The sequence below is a fragment of the Gemmatimonadaceae bacterium genome, from assembly GCA_040882285.1.
Classification (GTDB): Bacteria; Gemmatimonadota; Gemmatimonadetes; order Gemmatimonadales; family Gemmatimonadaceae; genus JACDCY01.
The window spans coordinates 137,941-154,544 of record JBBEBQ010000018.1 but is presented as its reverse complement, the minus strand read 5'-3'; the positions used below and the strand labels follow the sequence as shown (position 1 = coordinate 154,544).

At 67.1% G+C, this 16,604-nt stretch carries 17 protein-coding genes; 3 read left to right on the top strand and 14 right to left on the bottom strand.

The window, feature by feature from the left end:
* Positions 1 to 158 precede the first annotated feature (158 nt).
* The 9 genes from rodA to rpsO form a co-directional block, all read right to left on the bottom strand.
* Entirely contained in the window at positions 159 to 1,406 is a 1,248-nt protein-coding gene (gene rodA / locus WEA80_09910; GenBank protein MEX1186892.1) for a rod shape-determining protein RodA, read from the bottom strand.
* On the bottom strand, positions 1,406 to 3,256 hold the full coding sequence (gene mrdA, locus WEA80_09905; protein MEX1186891.1) for a penicillin-binding protein 2: 1,851 nt from the start codon (positions 3,254 to 3,256) through the stop codon (positions 1,406 to 1,408). Before mrdA ends, rodA begins: the two co-directional genes overlap by 1 nt.
* Complete coding sequence (gene mreD, locus WEA80_09900) at positions 3,253 to 3,741, bottom strand: rod shape-determining protein MreD (GenBank protein ID MEX1186890.1); 489 nt, start codon at positions 3,739 to 3,741, stop codon at positions 3,253 to 3,255. The genes mrdA and mreD overlap by 4 nt, the downstream gene beginning before the upstream one ends.
* A gap of 5 nt (positions 3,742 to 3,746) precedes the next feature.
* On the bottom strand, positions 3,747 to 4,934 hold the full coding sequence (gene mreC, locus WEA80_09895; GenBank protein MEX1186889.1) for a rod shape-determining protein MreC: 1,188 nt from the start codon (positions 4,932 to 4,934) through the stop codon (positions 3,747 to 3,749).
* A gap of 8 nt (positions 4,935 to 4,942) precedes the next feature.
* On the bottom strand, positions 4,943 to 5,980 hold the full coding sequence (locus WEA80_09890; GenBank protein ID MEX1186888.1) for a rod shape-determining protein: 1,038 nt from the start codon (positions 5,978 to 5,980) through the stop codon (positions 4,943 to 4,945).
* A gap of 92 nt (positions 5,981 to 6,072) precedes the next feature.
* Positions 6,073 to 7,188: an alanine dehydrogenase gene (gene ald / locus WEA80_09885; GenBank protein MEX1186887.1), complete on the bottom strand. Its 1,116-nt coding sequence runs from the start codon at positions 7,186 to 7,188 to the stop codon at positions 6,073 to 6,075.
* A gap of 53 nt (positions 7,189 to 7,241) precedes the next feature.
* Entirely contained in the window at positions 7,242 to 8,519 is a 1,278-nt protein-coding gene (locus tag WEA80_09880; GenBank protein MEX1186886.1) for a pitrilysin family protein, read from the bottom strand.
* A 26-nt stretch (positions 8,520 to 8,545) separates the two neighbouring features.
* The gene (locus tag WEA80_09875; protein ID MEX1186885.1) at positions 8,546 to 10,792 is read right to left on the bottom strand and encodes a polyribonucleotide nucleotidyltransferase; all 2,247 of its coding nucleotides are present in this window, start codon (positions 10,790 to 10,792) and stop codon (positions 8,546 to 8,548) included.
* 75 nt (positions 10,793 to 10,867) lie between these two features.
* Entirely contained in the window at positions 10,868 to 11,128 is a 261-nt protein-coding gene (gene rpsO, locus WEA80_09870; GenBank protein MEX1186884.1) for a 30S ribosomal protein S15, read from the bottom strand.
* A gap of 124 nt (positions 11,129 to 11,252) precedes the next feature.
* Here rpsO and WEA80_09865 point away from each other — a divergent pair, with 124 nt between their 5' ends.
* Positions 11,253 to 11,528, top strand: a complete 276-nt coding sequence (locus WEA80_09865) for a TraR/DksA C4-type zinc finger protein (protein ID MEX1186883.1) — start codon at positions 11,253 to 11,255, stop codon at positions 11,526 to 11,528.
* A gap of 52 nt (positions 11,529 to 11,580) precedes the next feature.
* On the opposite strand, the gene WEA80_09860 is transcribed toward WEA80_09865, so the two are convergent.
* Positions 11,581 to 12,402 (bottom strand): nucleotidyltransferase family protein, encoded by an 822-nt coding sequence (locus tag WEA80_09860; GenBank protein MEX1186882.1) that lies wholly within the window; start codon positions 12,400 to 12,402, stop codon positions 11,581 to 11,583.
* An 82-nt stretch (positions 12,403 to 12,484) separates the two neighbouring features.
* Between WEA80_09860 and WEA80_09855 the strand changes: the two genes are divergently transcribed.
* Positions 12,485 to 12,769, top strand: a complete 285-nt coding sequence (locus WEA80_09855) for a hypothetical protein (protein MEX1186881.1) — start codon at positions 12,485 to 12,487, stop codon at positions 12,767 to 12,769.
* Positions 12,766 to 12,984 (top strand): DUF2007 domain-containing protein, encoded by a 219-nt coding sequence (locus WEA80_09850; GenBank protein MEX1186880.1) that lies wholly within the window; start codon positions 12,766 to 12,768, stop codon positions 12,982 to 12,984. The genes WEA80_09855 and WEA80_09850 overlap by 4 nt, the downstream gene beginning before the upstream one ends.
* A gap of 31 nt (positions 12,985 to 13,015) precedes the next feature.
* Here the strand turns inward: WEA80_09850 and WEA80_09845 are convergent, their stop codons facing one another.
* The 4 genes from WEA80_09845 to WEA80_09830 form a co-directional block, all read right to left on the bottom strand.
* Positions 13,016 to 13,315, bottom strand: a complete 300-nt coding sequence (locus tag WEA80_09845) for a hypothetical protein (GenBank protein MEX1186879.1) — start codon at positions 13,313 to 13,315, stop codon at positions 13,016 to 13,018.
* 65 nt (positions 13,316 to 13,380) lie between these two features.
* Positions 13,381 to 14,562 carry an RIP metalloprotease RseP gene (rseP, locus tag WEA80_09840; protein ID MEX1186878.1) on the bottom strand — a complete coding sequence of 394 codons (1,182 nt, stop codon included), beginning with the start codon at positions 14,560 to 14,562 and terminating at the stop codon, positions 13,381 to 13,383.
* Entirely contained in the window at positions 14,559 to 15,716 is a 1,158-nt protein-coding gene (dxr, locus tag WEA80_09835) for a 1-deoxy-D-xylulose-5-phosphate reductoisomerase (GenBank protein ID MEX1186877.1), read from the bottom strand. The genes rseP and dxr overlap by 4 nt, the downstream gene beginning before the upstream one ends.
* Entirely contained in the window at positions 15,692 to 16,552 is an 861-nt protein-coding gene (locus WEA80_09830; GenBank protein ID MEX1186876.1) for a phosphatidate cytidylyltransferase, read from the bottom strand. The genes dxr and WEA80_09830 overlap by 25 nt, the downstream gene beginning before the upstream one ends.
* Positions 16,553 to 16,604 lie beyond the last annotated feature (52 nt).

Below are 16,604 nucleotides of genomic sequence, written 5' to 3'. Positions count from 1 at the left end.
TTTAAGGGCATTGACTTAAGTTCTGGAAGGAGGCGGACTTACGGATCGGTGACTAGTGACTTGTGACTAGTGACTGGTGTAAGAGCGGAAGAGAACGGGAGAAGGCGGAAGGCAGGGCAGTTACTAGTCACTAGTCACGAGTCACGAGTCACCAGCAGTTAATTTACCCTCGCCCCGCCCCGCCCGCGCCCTTCGCCCGAGATGCGGAGCAGGATCCCCACCGCCAGCCAGGTCGCCAGCATGAACGACCCGCCGTAGCTGAAGAAAGGCAACGGGATGCCGGTGATGGGCATCAGGTTGAGGGTCATGCCCACGTTCACGATGATGTGGACCATCCAGCTCGCCATGAGCCCGAATGCCACCAGTCCGCCGAAGGCGTCGTTCGCCCGGGCCGCAATCTTGGTGGCGCGCAACAGCAGCACCGTCAGCAGCGTGAGCGTGAACATCACCCCGATGAAGCCCAGCTCCTCCCCCAGCACGGCGAAGATGAAGTCCGTGTGCTGCGCCGGGAGGAATGCGAGCCGTTTCTGGGTGCCCTCCGTGAATCCCTTGCCGAAGAAGCCGCCGGAGCCGATCGAGATCTTCGACTGAATCACCTGGTAGCCCGACGCCCGCGGGTCGAACGAGGGATCGATGAACACGCGCAGCCGGTTCTGCTGGTACGGCTTGAGCTTCTCCCACAGGACCGGGGCGACGACGCCGGTGGCGACGTTCGCCAGCATCAGCACTATCCCCTCGACGAGAAACGGCCGGTAGTACAGCACGAGGGCGAGCAGCACCAGGAACCACGCGCCCCACAGCCCGGTGCTGAAGGAGAGGACGAGACTGATCGCGGGGCTGGCGAGCAGCAGCAGCAGCGGCCACGCGACGCCGGACCAGTACAGCATCGCGAAGAAGATTCCGATGAAGGCGATGCCGCTGCCGAGATCGGGCTGCGCCATGATCATGAGCCACGGCACCGCAACGATGATCGCCGGCTTCCAGAGATCGAGCAGGGAGCTGGGCGACTCGCGCCGCGCCGCGAGCACCTGCGCGAGCATCAGCACCACCGTGATTTTCGCGAGCTCCGCCGGCTGTCCGATCCGCACGCCGCCGATGGCGAGCCAGCTCTTGGTGCCCGCCGCCGTGCCCGCGCCCGTGCCGATAACGAGCGTCAATGCGAGCAGGAACAGACTCAGCGCGTACGCCGGCACAGTCAGCCACTGGATCAGCCGCACTGACGTCCGGGTGATGCCGTACGCCGTCAACAGCCCCAGAATCACCCACACGATCTGCGGCTTGTACAGACCGGCGACGTAAGTGGGGACGTCGGTGCGCCCCGCCGAATACACCATCGCGCTTCCCAGCAGCGATAGTGCGAGCGCTGTGAGGACGAGCGGATAGTCCGCTACAATCCGCCGGGCCATCAGGGAGTCGCTGTGATTCCCGCTAGCGGCACCGGAGTGGCGGGGACGCTGCCATCATTCGCGTCGCCTATCGCCGGTCCCATCGGCGCGCGATCGGCCGGATGGGGGATGTTGAGGTACTTGGCCGCCACGCGCGAGCCCACGCGCGCCGCCTGCCAGCCGTGCCCGCCGAACTCGATCATGACCGCAACGACGATCTTGGGATCGTGCACCGGGGCCATGCCGATGAACCACGCGTGATCCGGAGTCGTCTTGCCGCTCTGCGCCGTTCCGGTCTTGCCGCCGAGGAACAGCCCCGGCACCGCTGAGCCGCCTGCGGTTCCCGTCGGCGAGACGACTCTCCCCAGCGCTTCGCGGAGCTTCTGGATCTGTTCCGGTGTGAGCGAAAACACCCGCTCGCGCTTCGGCGTCACGCGCGCGATGCTCGGCGGAGCGGCCGTGCCGTCCGACGCGATCGCCGAATAGAACCGGGCCATGCTCGCGAGAGTCTGCGAGTTCTCGCCCTGGCCGATCGCCATGTTGATGACCGTCGAGCCCGGCGTCCAGCCGCGCGGGCCGTACCGCTTGTTGAAGTAGTCGAGCCCGTACGGGAAGCGCGGCGCCTTCTCGTTGGGCAGATCGAGCCCCGATCGCTCGTTCATCCCCAGCTTGATCCCGCCCGCGATCATGCGCGACAGGCCGATGCGCAGGCCGAGCTGGTAGAAGTACACGTTGCAGGATTTCTCGATCGCGCCGCTCAGATCGAGCGAGCCGTGGCCGCGCGGGTCCCAGCAGCGGAAGTAGGCGTTGCCGTAGGCGAAGCCGCCGTTGCACGCCTGCGGCATTCTGGTCGTGAAATCCGCGATTCCGTTCTCGAGCGCGATGACGGCGTCCACCAGCTTCCACGAGGAGCCGGGCGGATACGTGCCCTGCGTCGCCTTGTTGTACAGCGGCTTCTTCGGGTTCGTGTTGAGTTCGGTCCAGTATTCCTGCGGAATCCCGCCGGTAAACCTGTTGGGATCGTACCCGGGACCGCTGTGAATCGCGAGCACGCCCCCAGTCTTCGGATCGAGCGCGATCACGCCGCCCATCAGCGTATCGCTGAACACGCTCGAGATGTACCGCTGCAGGTCCATGTCGATGTTCGTGTACATCGGCGGCGCCGGACGCGGAACGAGATCCGGCCGGGCCACCCCGGCCTCGTTCACCACGCGGCCGCGCGCGTCCACCTCGACGAACCGCATCCCTTCCGTGCCGTGCAGGATCTCCTCGTACTGCCGCTCGAGCCCGCCCTTCCCCACCTGCTGCCCCATCTTGTAGCTGCGGAACCGCTCGCTGTTCAGCTCGCTCTCGCTGATCTCGCTGGTGTACCCCACGAACGCCGACACGACCTCGCCGTCCGGGTAGTACCGCTTGGGCACCGACTGGATGATGAGGCTGGGGAAGTCGATGCGGTGCTCTTCCAGCACGGCGACGACGTCGATGGCCGCGTCCGGAAAGATCACCGTCGGCCGGTTCGGCTCGCGGCGGAACCGCTTGAGCGCGCCAGCGGTGTCCCCCGGCGTGAGCTGGATTACAGTCCCGAGCCGCGCGAGCTCGGCCTTGAGCGCGGACTCGGTGGCGCTGAGCAGAGAGACCGTGTAGGCCGGCAGGTTCTCCGCGATCACATTGTTCTTGCGATCGTAGATGATCCCGCGCGGCGCGGGGAGCGGGACCTCGCGCAGCCGGTTCTCCTCGGACTGCAGCGCGTACCGCTCGTGCTGCAGCACCTGCGTGTTGAAGAAGCCGCTGAGGAGCACGGTCATCAGCACCACTATGAGAATGGTGCCGATCCGGGCGCGGCGCGCGATGTCGTTCGGATGGAAGCTCATGCGGTGGACGGCTCGACTAGGGGACGCATCACAACCAGCAGCACGACTCCGGCCAGCGCGGTGACCGCGGCCGAGAGCGGCGACCAGAGTATCAATTGCTGGACCAGCTCGATTCCGCCCACGCGGCGCTCAGCCAGGAAGTACATGACGTCGAACGCCCACTTGCCGAGAAAGAAGAAGAACGCGTTCAGCGCGATGTTGTCGGCGAAGAACACCGCCTTGAGCCAGCTCGCCCCGTACCCCACCAGCGTCATCGCGACCGCGCCGGCTCCCAATGCCGCCGGCGTGAGCGAATCCGAGACGAAGCCGATGGCGAAGCCGATCACGGCGGCCATTCCCGGACGCACGCGCACCGCCACCAGCAGCAGCGCGATGAGCAGAAAATCCATCGGTGCGCGCCAGCCGAGGAGCGGCCGCAGGGTGTAGTGCAGCACCACCAGCAGCGCGAAGCTCGCGAGTCCGCGGAGGAGCGGAACGAAGCGCACGCCCATCAGCGCCCGGGCTGGCGCGGCACCGGCGCCGGCGTCGTATCGCGCCGTCCGGTGACCGGCGGACCGAGCCGGACGACGCTGTCGCGCTGCGGCGGTGGCTGCTGCGGCTCCACGGGAGTCGGGGTTACCGGCTGCGTGGGCTGCGGCTGAGTGACTGGCGGCCGCGTCGTCTGCGGCTGCGGCTGCGTCTGGGCGGGCGGTGGCCCCGCCACTCCCGCCGCTCGCAGCGAATCGGTGCGCATCGCGGCGATAGCGGCGCGTCTCGCCGCGGCTTCCTGCATGGCAGCCGCCCTCGCGATCGAATCTCCCGCGGCCAGGATCGCGCGCAGCGCCGCTTCCATGGGACCGCCCTGCTGCCAGACTCCCTCGACACCCTCCGCCACGCGGTCCGGGCGGAGAATCATCACCGAGTTCACGTCGCTGGGCGACACCGCCGGCCGCACGATGTACGTTCTCGCCCACGACTCCGGTGTCCTCAGCTCGGACATCACGGTGCCGATGGGAATCCCGCGCGGGTAAGTGCCGCCCAGCCCGGCGCTCACGATCAGCATCCCCGGCTTCAGCTCGGTGCGGAACGAGACTCCGCGCATCTCCATCAGGAACCGGTTGGGGCCCGCGCCGAGGTGCGCCTGGACGATGCCGAACGTGGTCCCGTCCTCGGACATCGCGCTCACGCGGAAGTCGGGGTGCGTCCACAGGATCGCATGGCTCATCGTGGGATCCACGCGCTCGACCGTGCCGACGAGCCCTTCGGGCGCGACCACCGGACTGAGGCGGCGCACGCCCGCGTTCGAGCCCGCGCTCAGGACCACGCTGTACGCGTCGCGGACGCCGCGCCCGTGCAGCGCCTCCGCCGGGACGAATCCCCACTTAACGCGGGCGCCGAGACCGATGATCTGGCGCAGCCGCTCGTTCTCGGATTGCAGGGCCGCGACGCTCAGCGCCTTGATCGTGACGCTGTCGCGCGCCTCGATGCGCTCCTCGTGCAGCATGAACGCGCGGCGGCTCAGCTCGGCCCGCTCCTGCAGCATTATCAGCGGGGCGAGAATACCCTGCCGCAGCGCCGACGCAACCGGCTCCCGTACGGTGGCCGGCAGCACCAGCGCCAGCAGTGAGAGGAGGACGCACGTACCGACGATTATCTGGTCGAGACGCGAGCTCCCACGGATCGGTCGCGATACCGCCATTTACGTCCTCAGGTGTCCAGAACCGACCAGTACTTGTCTTCGTCTTCGAGGATGCGCCCCGTGCCGCGAACGACGCACGTCAGCGGATCCTCGTCCACGTGTATGGGCAGGTTCGTCTCCTGGCTCAGCAGGATGTCGAGTCCCTTGATCAGCGCGCCGCCACCGGTCATCACGATGCCGCGATCCACGATGTCGGCCGCGAGCTCGGGCGGCGTGATCTCGAGCGCGCGCCGCACCGCCTCCACGATCTGCTGAATCGGCTCCTGCACCGCCTCGCGGATCTCGGCGGACGTGACGCGGACCGTCTTCGGAATGCCGGACACCAGATCGCGGCCCTTCACGTCCATCTCGCGCTCGTCGCCGACCGGCGCGGCCGAGCCGATCTGGATCTTCACCTGCTCGGCCGTGGAATCACCGATCAGGAGATTGTAGTTCTTCCGCATGAACTGCACGATCGCCATGTCCATCTCGTCGCCGCCGGTTCGGATCGACGTGTCGCTCACGATTCCGGAGAGCGCGATGACGGCGATCTCGGTCGTCCCGCCGCCGATGTCGATCACCATGTTGCCGGTCGGCGTGTCGACCGGAAGTCCGACGCCGATCGCCGCGGCCATCGGCTCGGCGACCATGAACACTTCCTTCGCGCCGGCGCCGAGCGCGGAGTCGCGCACTGCGCGCTTCTCCACTTCGGTGATTCCCGACGGCACGCACACGATCACGCGCGGCTTCACCTTGAAGACGTGGTTCTCGATGATGAGCGTGAGGAAGTAGCGCAGCATCTTCTCGGTCACGTCGAAGTCGGCGATGACGCCGTCCTTCATCGGGCGCACTGCGATGATGCCTTCGGGCGTGCGGCCGAGCATGCGCTTCGCTTCGAGTCCGACGCCCTTGATCTTCTTGGTCTCGCGATCCAGCGCGACGACCGAGGGCTCGTTGAGCACGATGCCCTGACCTTTCACGTAGATCAGCGTGTTTGCCGTGCCGAGATCGACCGCGATCGCGTTGGCGGGGAAAAGCGAACCGGGCTTGATGAATGGCCAGCGCATTTGGTCCTTAGCTGTTGCGGCTCATGGAGTTATTTAAACTAGCACGGGTCACGCGAGAGGCGTACCTCTCCGAAGAAGGCCGTAGGGGCAGCCTACGAGAGAAACTTGTCCACCAGCGCCAGGGGCAGGCCGAATGCCTCTGCGACACCCGGGTAGGTCACCTGGCCTTCGACGATGTTGAGCCCGCGCTGTAACGGCACGCTCTCGCGCAGGGCTTTCTTCCAGCCCTTGTTGGCGAGCTGCATCGCGTACGGGAACGTGGCGTTCGTGAGCGCCAGCGTGGACGTGCGGGGCACCCCGCCCGGCATGTTCGCGACGCCGTAGTGGATGACTCCGTCCACGACGTACGTGGGGTTCTCGTGCGTCGTCGCCTTGATGGTCTCGACGCAGCCGCCCTGGTCGATCGCGACGTCTACGATGACCGAGCCGGGCTGCATGAGCTTGAGATCCTCGCGCCGGATCAGCCTCGGCGCGACGGCACCGGGAATCAGCACCGCGCCGACCACGAGATCGGCGGTCGATATCTGCTCCAGGATGTTGTGCCGGTTCGAGTAGATGAGGATCACGTTGGCGGGCATCACGTCGGACAGGTACCGCAAACGCTCGAGCGAGAGATCGAGCACCGTTACCTTCGCCCCCATCCCCGCGGCCATCTTCGCCGCATTGATGCCGACGATTCCGCCGCCGAGGATGACGACCTTGGCCGGCGGCACGCCGGGCACTCCGCCGAGCAGCACGCCGCGGCCGCCGTATAGCTTCTCCAGATACTTCGCGCCCTCCTGCACCGCCATCCGCCCCGCGACCTCGGACATCGGCGTGAGCAGCGGCAGCTCGCGCGACGGCAGCTCGACGGTCTCGTACGCGATGCAGACCGCGCCGCTGTCGATGTGCGCGCGCGTCAGCTTCTCGTCGGCCGCGAAATGGAAGTACGTGAAGATGCACTGCCCCTTCCGTATGTGCTTCCATTCCTTCGCGATCGGCTCCTTCACCTTCATGATCATGTCGGCCTTCGCCCACACGGTCGCGGCGTCGGGGGCGATGCGCGCGCCGACTGCGGTGTACATGTCGTCCGGAAAGCCGCTGCCCTCACCCGCGCCCGTCTCGACCAGCACGTCGTGTCCCGCAGCCACCAGCGCTTCCGCGCCGGCGGGGACCAGCGCGATTCTGTTCTCGTTTGTCTTGATCTCTTTGGGGACGCCGATGAGCATTGGAAGAGGCGATGAATGTTGATGGTTGGTGACTAGTGACTTGTGACTAGTGACTAGGAACTGCTCTTCAACGGTTTGGGGCCGAGGCTTACGACCGTTTGAATATCAGGGGCAAAAAACTCGCCGCAGACTTTGCGAACGGTGTCCTGGTCGATGGCATCGATGAGGGCGAGGACTTCGTCGAGGGTCTGGATGGGCTCGCCGAACAGCTCGCCCGTGGCGGCGCGGTACATCCGCGATCCGACGCTCTCCAGCGAGAGCGTGACCTGGCCCTTGAGCTGGCTCCTGCCCAGCTCGATCTCGGCCTCGGGGATGCCTTCCCCGGCGAGGCGGGCGAGCTCGTCGTTGATGGCCCGCACGGCGTCGTCGGCGGTCTCGGGGGCGGTCGCGACGTACACGCCCTGCATCCCGGTGTCCAGGTGAAATGACTGGAAGGTCTGAACCGAATAGGCCAGCCCCAGCTCCTCGCGCACGCGCTGGAACAGCCGCGAGCTCATTCCGCCGCCGAGCAGAACGCTGATCAGCGCGATCGCGTAGCGGCGGGGGTCGCGGTGCGGCACGGTCGCGGTTCCGAGGACCACGTGGGTCTGGGCCTGATCGCGCCGGTCGTGATGCGCGTACGACGCAGGCGCGGCGCGGGGCTCGGGCGGCTGCGGCGGCGCGGCCCCGCAAGCGGGAACGTCCATCCATCCTGTGGACTCGAGCACCTCGAGCAGCCGCTCGTGCTCGATGTTGCCGGCGGCGGCGACCACGAGCTGACCGCAGTGGTACACGCTCCGGTGGAGCTCGCGCAGGTCTTCCGGGCTCAGCGCGCCGACGGTATCGCGCGTGCCGAGTATGGAGTAGCCGTACGGGTGGCCGCCCCACAGCTCCGCGTTGTGCAGCTCGAACACTTGGTCGTCAGGGGTGTCCTCGACCATGCTGATCTCTTCCAGCACGACCTTCCGCTCCACGCTGACGTCGGAGTCGCGCAGCAGCGGACGGAACACCACGTCGGCGAGCACGTCCGCGGCCTGCGCCGCGTGCTCGTCGAGCACGCGGGCCTGGTAGCTCGTGTGCTCGCGCGAGGTGTACGCGTCGAGGCTCCCGCCGAGCACTTCCAGGGACAGCGCGATGTCCTTGGCGGAGCGCGTGGGTGTCGCCTTGAACACGGCGTGCTCGAGCAGGTGTGACACGCCCATCTTCTCGGGCCGCTCGTGGATGGACGCCGACTTCACCCAGGTCCCCAATGCAACCGACCGCACCCACGGCATGTGCTCCGAGAGTACGGTCAGTCCATTGGGTAAAACGGTTCGGCGCACGCCGGCTTCGATGCGCGGCGGTGTCTTCACGCGCCGCTCAGCCGTCCCGGCCGTGATCACTCTCGCGGTCGCCCTCTCCCTCCGCCACCGCTGCGGCCGCGCCCGCCGCTGCCGCCGCTGCTCCGGGGCCTGCGCGGACGATCTTCGCTGCTGTGGTCGCCGGATCCGCCGACGCCAGCCAGCTCGCCTTCGCCGCTACCGCCGTCGCCGCCGGCCGCTCCTTCCGGCTTCGGCATCAGCGCCCTGCGCGAGAGCCGCATCTTTCCGCGCTCGTCGCGCTCGATGAGCTTCACCTTCACCACGTCGCCGCGCTTGAGCACGTCCTCGACGCGCTCGGTGCGGCCGTGCTGGATCTCCGAGATGTGCAGCAGTCCCTCGGTGCCGGGCATGATCTCGATGAACGCGCCGAACGCCGTCGTGCTCTTGACCTCGCCCTCGTAGATCTCGCCGACGATCGGCTCGGCCGTGACCTGCTCGACCATCTCCTTGGCGCGCTGCATGGACTCGCCGCCGACGGCCGCGATCGTGACCAGGCCGGTATCGTCCACCGTGATCTCCGCGCCGGTCTCTTCCTGGATGCCGCGGATGATCTTGCCCTTGGGTCCGATGAGATCGCCGATTTTCTCGGGGTTGATCGTCATCGTCACGATGCGGGGAGCGTACAGCGACATCTCCGGCCGCGGCTCCGTCAGCGCCTTTTTCATCTCGCCGAGGATGTGCAGCCGGCCCTCGCGCGCCTGATCCAGCGCCTCGCGCATGATGCGGAGGTCGAGCCCTTCGATCTTGATGTCCATCTGGATGGACGTGATTCCCTGCTCGGTGCCGGCGACCTTGAAGTCCATGTCGCCCAGCGAATCCTCGGTACCGAGGATGTCGGTCAGCACCGAGTAGCGGTCGCCTTCCTTGATGAGCCCCATCGCGACGCCCGCCACCGCCGACTTGATCGGCGCTCCGGCATCGAACAGCGCGAGCGACGCGCCGCAAACCGACGCCATCGACGACGAGCCATTGGACTCGAGCACGTCCGATACGATCCGGATCGTGTACGGGAACGTCTCGAATTCGGGGAGCACCACCTGGATTGCGCGCTCGGCGAGGTTGCCGTGGCCGATCTCGCGGCGGCTGGTGCCGCGCATCATCTTGACCTCGCCCGTACAGAACGGGGGGAAGTTGTAGTGCAGCATGAACGACTTGGTCGTCTCTCCCAGCTCATCGATCGAATCGAGCCGCTGCACGTCCTTCGCGGTGCCGAGCGTGACCGCCACGAGCGCCTGCGTCTGGCCGCGCGTGAACAGCGCGGAGCCGTGAGCGCGCGGCAGCACCGAAGTGTCGATGCTGATCGGCCGGACTTCCTGCGGCTTTCTCCCGTCGACGCGGTGACCCGTGTCGAGCACCTGCGAGCGGAGGGTGTTGTACTCCAGCTCACCCCAGAAATGCGAGATGTCCTTGGGGTTGTCCGGAAACTCCTCGAGCAGCTGCGCGGCGACTTCCTTCTTCAGGGTGGACATTCCCTTTATGCGCGCCTGCTTGTCGGCGAGGTTGATTGCCTCGATAATCTTGTCCTCGGCGAGCAGCTTCATCCGGGCGTCGATCGCCGGATTCGGCTCCGGCTTGGTCCACGCCATCTTCTCGGCGCGGCCGCGGGCGAGCAGCTCTTCCTGCATCGCGACCAGCTCACGGATTCCTTTGTGTCCGATGGTCAATGCCTCGACGACGTCCTCTTCACCGATCTCGAGCGCACCGCCTTCGACCATGATGATCGAATCCTTCGAGCCCGTAGCGACCAGGTCGAGGTCGCTGTACTCGAGCTGCTGGAAGGTGGGGTTGAGCACCCACTTGTCCTGCACGCGTCCCACGCGCACGCCGGCGATCGGTCCCATGAACGGGATCTTCGACGCGTTCAGCGCGAACGACGTCGCGAGGAGGCCGAGCACGTCAGCGTCGTTTTCCTGGTCAGCCGAGATCACGTACACGAACACCTGGATCTCGTTCTTGAAGCCTTCCGGGAACAGCGGACGAATCGAGCGGTCGATGATCCGCGCCTTGATGATCTCGGAATCGTGCGGGCGTCCCTCGCGCTTGATGAAGCCGCCGGGAATCTTTCCCGCCGCGTACGTCTTGTCGCGGTACTCTACCGTGAGCGGGAAAAAGGGCAGCGTGCTGAGGTTGTCGCTGACGGTGACAGCGGCGAGCACCATGGTGTCGCCGAACTGGACGACCGCGGAGCCCGCGGCCTGCTTCGCCATTCTGCCGGTCTCTATCGAGAGCTTGCGGCCGGCGAAGACTTTTTCGATGCGTTCCATTCTTCTCTTTTTTTTCTGAGAACACGAAGCGCGCGGGCGCCACAATGGGCCCGCGCGCGAGTTCCGGCGAAGGGCTTAGGCTCTCAGTCCGAGGTCGGCGACGATCTTCCGATACTGCTCGACGTCAATCCGACGCAGATAGCTGAGGAGCCGCTTCCGTCTGCCGACCATCATGAGGAGCCCACGACGTCCGTGGTGGTCCTTGGCGTGCTTGCGGAAGTGGTCCGTCAGATAGTTGATCCGATCCGTGAGGATCGCGATCTGAACCTGCGGCGAGCCGGTATCGGTCTCGTGCGTCCGGTGCTTCTCGATCGTGGGGGCTTTAGCGAATGCCATTACTGGTGGTGTGTTCTCCGCGCGCCCGTTGCGCGCTGGTGACGTTAAAAAGTTGCCAAGCTGTTAATAATACTGAAGTTACATGCGCTTGTAAAGCGCCCCCCAAGCGGAGGAAATGCACAGGGTGACTGAACCTAACGACGCGCCCGCGCTGACCGAACAGCAGCTCGACCAAGCTTCGATGGGCCGGGTTTCCCGCATTGACGCGATCCAGAACCAGCAGATGTCGGCGAGTGCCTACGGCCGTGATCAGGCGAGGTACGGCGCGCTCATCAACGCGATGAGCCGGATGAAGCGGGGCGTCTATGGGTTGTGCGAGCGCTGCGGGAAGCCGATTCCGTACGGGCGTTTGCTCGTCCTGCCGGAATCGGCCAATTGCGCGGCTTGCGGCGGCGGCTAAGCGACCATGACGGGCAGCGGCGACAGCCGGTCGCCGCCGCATGCAGCCGCGCTCATGGTTGCGGCTCCAGCCTCCGAAGTAGCAGGGCCACGCGCGGAATGTCCGCCCGGCTGGACAAGTCCAGCACCGGCTCTTCGGAGAGCACGACCTCGAATCGCAAGCCCGCGCCGTCAATCGCGCGCTGCACGGCCTGCGTGAGCTCCGTCTCCCCCCGGCGGGAGACGGCTACGGCCCGGCACGCCGCGAAGATCGCAGAGGTGAACAGCCAGCAATTCATGCTGGCATACACGCGACCGCCGGTGGAGGCTGCCGCGCGCGCCTCGTCACCTGTCATGCTTCGCAGCATTCCGCGCTCATCCACTTCGACGGCTCCGAATCTGGCAACCCGGTCGCTCGCCACGTTCCCGCGCTCGGTCAGGGCGTCGCGCGCGAACGCCACCATCGCCGGCCGGTTCCGTCTGTGCAGCTCGGCGAGCGCGGCCGCGGGATAGTAGTTGTCCGAGTTGACCACGACAAAGGGATCGTCGGCCGCGAACGGCTGGGCCGCGAGAACGGCGTCCGCCGTGCCGAGCGGCTGCTCCTGGATGGCGAAGTGCACGCGGATGCGCGTCGGTCGCGCGTCGATCTCGTAGTGCTTGCGGACGGCGTCATGCTCGGGGCCGATCACCAGGCACGCGTCAGTGAAGCCGGCGTCGGCGAGCGCGCTGAGGACGTAGTCGAGAAACGGCCGGCCGACGGGGATCATCGCTTTCAGCCCGGTATCGGCGATGGCGGCGGCGGCGGTGGCGAGGGCGGCCGCGGAGTCGGGGGCGCGCATGCGGGTGCCGAGGCCGCGAGCGAGAATCACAGCTTTGGTCGTGGGCTGCCCTTGCATCGAGAGCAATCTATTGCCGGCGAGACTGGCCCCGAGTGCATTCCGTCTGGGATATCCCTCGAGCCAGGGACTACATTGAGTTATGTCCCGCGCATTCGTGAACGAGGACGCCGGCGGCGATGTTCCCAAGCGGGACTATCACCTGCCGGAGCGCGACGACCCAGATTTCGACCGGCAGGCCGCGCGCGCGCTGCTGGAGGCGGCGCGTGTCGGTGAGACGGGCAGCGCAGAGAACGCTACCGGCTACTATTGGGGAGAGCCGCGGCTCGCGCCGTTCGTGCGCGAGATCCTCGCCGGCGCGCGCGCGGCGAAGGACGACCGCCTGGAACAGGTAGCCGAGCGCTTTCTCACACCGCCGAAACGATGAGCGACTGGGTGCAGCTGACCACGTTCTCGAACGGATTCGAGGCCGACATCGCGCAGCAGTCGCTGAACGAGGCCGAGATCCCCTGCCTGCTGCAAGGCAATCAGGCGGGGATGTTCGGCGCGGGGTTCAAGGGCCCGGTGATCGGCGGGATCGCGCTGTACGTCCCGTCGTCCGCGCGGGAAACCGCGCGGGAGCTGCTCTACCTCGACGAGTGATCCGCCGGCCGCCGAAGCGGCCGCGCTGCCGTTACTTGGTCGCTACCGCCGCGGCGGGCTTGGCCGCGTCAGTCTTGACCGGCGCGCCGCGACGCCAATAACTCGGCGCCGGCATCGCGCGGGCGGCGAGAAGGGCGTCGTAATACGCGACGATTCTGGCCTTGACCGACTTCTGCGTGTCGCCGGCGGCCGCGCGGAACGGCGCATACCGGTTGTGACGGTCGGTGGACACGCGGAACCACCACCACTTCTCCGTTCCCAGGGAATGCGGCTTCTCGACGGAGCACGTGAACGTCCGATCGCCGTCCACGAATTCGAAGGCTTCAATCACAATCGTTGTCCCTGTTGGATGTCATTCAATCTAACACATTTCACGCGCTTTCGCTTCGCGCGCCGCTAGGAGCGCCCGATGAAGCTCAGCGCCAGCGCGCGGATGTCGTTGTACATCACGATCACCACCAGCATCAGGATGAGCGCCAGTCCCGCGCGGAGGATGTACTCGCGCGCGCGCGGGCTGAACGGGCTGCCCTTGACGGCTTCCAGGATGTGGATCAGCACCTGCCCGCCGTCGAGAACCGGTATCGGCAGCAGGTTCAGGATCGCGATGTTGATGCTGAGGAACGCGATCAGGCTCAGGAATACCTCCAGCCCGCCCTGCGCGGCTTCGACGGACACACGCACGATTGCGATCGGCCCACCCAGTGTCTCGACTCCTACATTGCCGGTGAACAGGCCGCGCACGACGCCCGCGATGGATCCGGCCATCGCGAAGGTCGCCTCGGTCCCGACTACGAGCGCGTCCACCGGCCCCGTCCTGAAGCGGGCGATGTCGCCTCGCGGAATCACTCCGATCCTGCCGACGCGCTGCGTCCCGCCGACCGGATCGGTGAAGTCCTCCGCCACCGGAGTGACGACGAGGCTGCGTCGCGCCCCGTCCCGGATCACGTCGATCGTCGTGGCCTGCTCCGGCCGCGCGGAGATGATCGTCACCATGTCGGTGAACGTCGTCACGGGCCTTCCGTCAATGGCGACTACACTGTCCCCGCGCAACAGGCCGGCACTCGCCGCGGGACGGCCGGCAACCACGGAGTCGATTACCGCCGGGAGATACGGCTCGCCGTACGCGGCGACCGTCCCTACGGTCACCACCCACGCCAGCAGAATGTTCATCGTGACGCCGGCGAGCAGGATGACGATCCTCTGCCAGAGCGGCTTCGACTCGAACCACCGGTCGGGTGGTATCGGCTTGGGGCCGTGCGGGATCATCGCTTCGGGGTCCCAGTCCTTCGGCTTCTTCGGTCCTTCCTGCTCGCGGGCGAGCGCCTCTTCGCCGCCGCCCTCGAGAAACGCGGTGGACTCGTCGTCCTTGGACGCCATGCGCACGTAGCCGCCGAGCGGCATCGCCGCGACGATGTACTCGGTCTCGCCGCGCCGCCTGCGCCAGAGCGCGGGCCCGAACCCGACCGAGAACCGCGGCGCGTACACGCCAAACCGCTTGGCCGCGAGGAAGTGCCCGAGCTCGTGCACGAAGATCACGATGCCGAACACGATGATCGGAGCGAGCCAGGTGAAGCTCATCCGCCGAACCGCCGGGCGACGTGCGCGCGCGCCTTCGCGTCCGCGGCCAGCAGGTCGTCGCGCGTGGCGCTGCCCATCCCCGCGAGCTCGCTCATCGCGCTCTCGATCGCCTCGACTATCCGCGGGAACTGCAGCTTCCCGTCGAGGAACAGCGCGACGGCCTCCTCGTTGGCCGCGTTGAACACCGCCGGCGCGGCCCCGCCCGTCATGCCGGCGCGGAAGCCGAGGCGCAGCGCGGGAAACTCGTCGTCCGCCACCGGCTCGAACGTCAGCGGCGACTGCGCCACGGGGTCGAAGCGCGGAGTGGCCGCGTCCTCGATCCTGTCCGGGTGCGTGAGCGCGTACAGCACCGGCAGCTCCATGCTCGGCGCGCCGAGCTGCGCGATGACGCTCCCGTCCACGAATTCCACCATCGAGTGCACGACGCTCTGCGGATGCACGACCACCTCGATGCGGTCGTACGGCAGCCCGAACAGGAAGTGCGCCTCGATCACTTCCAGCGCCTTGTTCGCCAGCGTCGCGCTGTCCACCGTGATCTTCCGGCCCATCTGCCACGTGGGATGGCGGAGCGCGTCGTCCACCGTCGCCGACTCGAGCTGCTGCCTGCTCCAGCCGCGGAACGGGCCGCCCGACGCGGTGAGGATCACGCGCCTGATGTCGCCGCGCGGGCGCCCGGCGATGCACTGCAGGATCGCGCTGTGCTCGCTGTCGATCGGAACTAACTCTCCGCCGCCGCGCCGCGCCGCTTCGGTGACGATCTCGCCGGCGAGCACCAGCGTTTCCTTGTTGGCGAGCGCGACGCGCTTGCCCGCCTCCAGCGCGGCGATCGTCGCGTCGAGTCCGGCCGCGCCGACGATGGCGTTCAGCACGATGTCCGTGTCGGCGAGCCGCGCGGCCTCGACGAGACAACCGACGCCGGTGCTCCAGCCGCGCGATGACCGGCTGCCGTTGGCGTTCACGATCCCGACGAATCCCGGCGCGAGCTCGCGCACCTGCTCGTCGAGCAGCGGCGCGTTGTTGAACGCGGTGAGCGCCGAGACGCGGAAACGGTCGGGGTGGCGAGCGATCACCCTGAGCGCGGTGGTGCCGATCGACCCGGTCGAGCCGAGGACGGCGACTCCGCGCGGCGTTACGCCCGCGCGGGTATCAACCACAGATCGAGCAACAGGTAGGCGGCGGGGAGAGCGAACAGCAGACTGTCGATCCGGTCCAGCATGCCGCCGTGGCCGGGGATGAGTCCGGAGCTGTTCTTCACGCCGGCCTCGCGCTTCAGCAGCGACTCGGCGAGATCGCCGGTCTGCGCCGCGACGCTGATGAGAAAGCCGAATGCCAGCACGGCCGCGGGCGGCATCGAGAGCTGGGCGTACGGCTCCAGCAGGAACTCGACGTACAGCCACGCCCCGATCACCGCGAAGGTCAAGCCGGCGAGCGATCCGACGATCGTCTTACCCGGACTCACGCTCGGGATGAGCTTCTTCTTTCCGAACGTCCTGCCGATCAGGTACGCGCCCACGTCCGTCAACCAGGTGATCACGAGCGGCAGCGCGAGGAGCACGGATCCCGCGACGGCACCGACCGCGTAGCTATGGTATCGGATCGAATACGCGTACGTGAACAGGCCGGCGTAAATGATCCCGAACAGGGTCGCCGCGACGGCGAGGCCCGGACGGCGCGAGGGTCCGCGCAGCCAGATCGCCATGCCGAGCAGCACGATCGAGACGACCGGCAGCCAGCGCAGCGAGACGTGGATCACGCCGAGCCGGTCGGCGTGCACGGCCACCGGAATGAGCGCGGTGATCACCACGCCCGGGGTCTGCAGCGGCTCCACCCCGCCGGCCCGCGACATCCGGAAAAACTCCCACGCGGCTATGCCCGCCATGCTCCCGATGAGCGTGACGAGATACGGCCCGCCGAGGAACACGATGTAGAGGGCGACGGGGACGGCGACGAGCGAGAAGATCGTGCGCCACTGGAACTCGCTCATCGCCATGGCCGACTACCTCCCCGCTGCGAGGACTGCGCGCCCGGCTCGGATGACGAGA

Bases quoted from the DNA above. Each gene is read 5' to 3' on its own strand.
- rodA (MEX1186892.1), bottom strand. From the start codon at position 1,406: ATGGCCCGGCGGATTGTAGCGGACTATCCGCTCGTCCTCACAGCGCTC.
- mrdA (MEX1186891.1), bottom strand. From the start codon at position 3,256: ATGAGCTTCCATCCGAACGACATCGCGCGCCGCGCCCGGATCGGCACC.
- mreC (MEX1186889.1), bottom strand. From the start codon at position 4,934: ATGGCGGTATCGCGACCGATCCGTGGGAGCTCGCGTCTCGACCAGATA.
- WEA80_09890 (MEX1186888.1), bottom strand. From the start codon at position 5,980: ATGCGCTGGCCATTCATCAAGCCCGGTTCGCTTTTCCCCGCCAACGCG.
- ald (MEX1186887.1), bottom strand. From the start codon at position 7,188: ATGCTCATCGGCGTCCCCAAAGAGATCAAGACAAACGAGAACAGAATC.
- WEA80_09875 (MEX1186885.1), bottom strand. From the start codon at position 10,792: ATGGAACGCATCGAAAAAGTCTTCGCCGGCCGCAAGCTCTCGATAGAG.
- rpsO (MEX1186884.1), bottom strand. From the start codon at position 11,128: ATGGCATTCGCTAAAGCCCCCACGATCGAGAAGCACCGGACGCACGAG.
- WEA80_09860 (MEX1186882.1), bottom strand. From the start codon at position 12,402: ATGCAAGGGCAGCCCACGACCAAAGCTGTGATTCTCGCTCGCGGCCTC.
- WEA80_09855 (MEX1186881.1), top strand. From the start codon at position 12,485: ATGTCCCGCGCATTCGTGAACGAGGACGCCGGCGGCGATGTTCCCAAG.
- WEA80_09850 (MEX1186880.1), top strand. From the start codon at position 12,766: ATGAGCGACTGGGTGCAGCTGACCACGTTCTCGAACGGATTCGAGGCC.
- rseP (MEX1186878.1), bottom strand. From the start codon at position 14,562: ATGAGCTTCACCTGGCTCGCTCCGATCATCGTGTTCGGCATCGTGATC.
- WEA80_09830 (MEX1186876.1), bottom strand. From the start codon at position 16,552: ATGGCGATGAGCGAGTTCCAGTGGCGCACGATCTTCTCGCTCGTCGCC.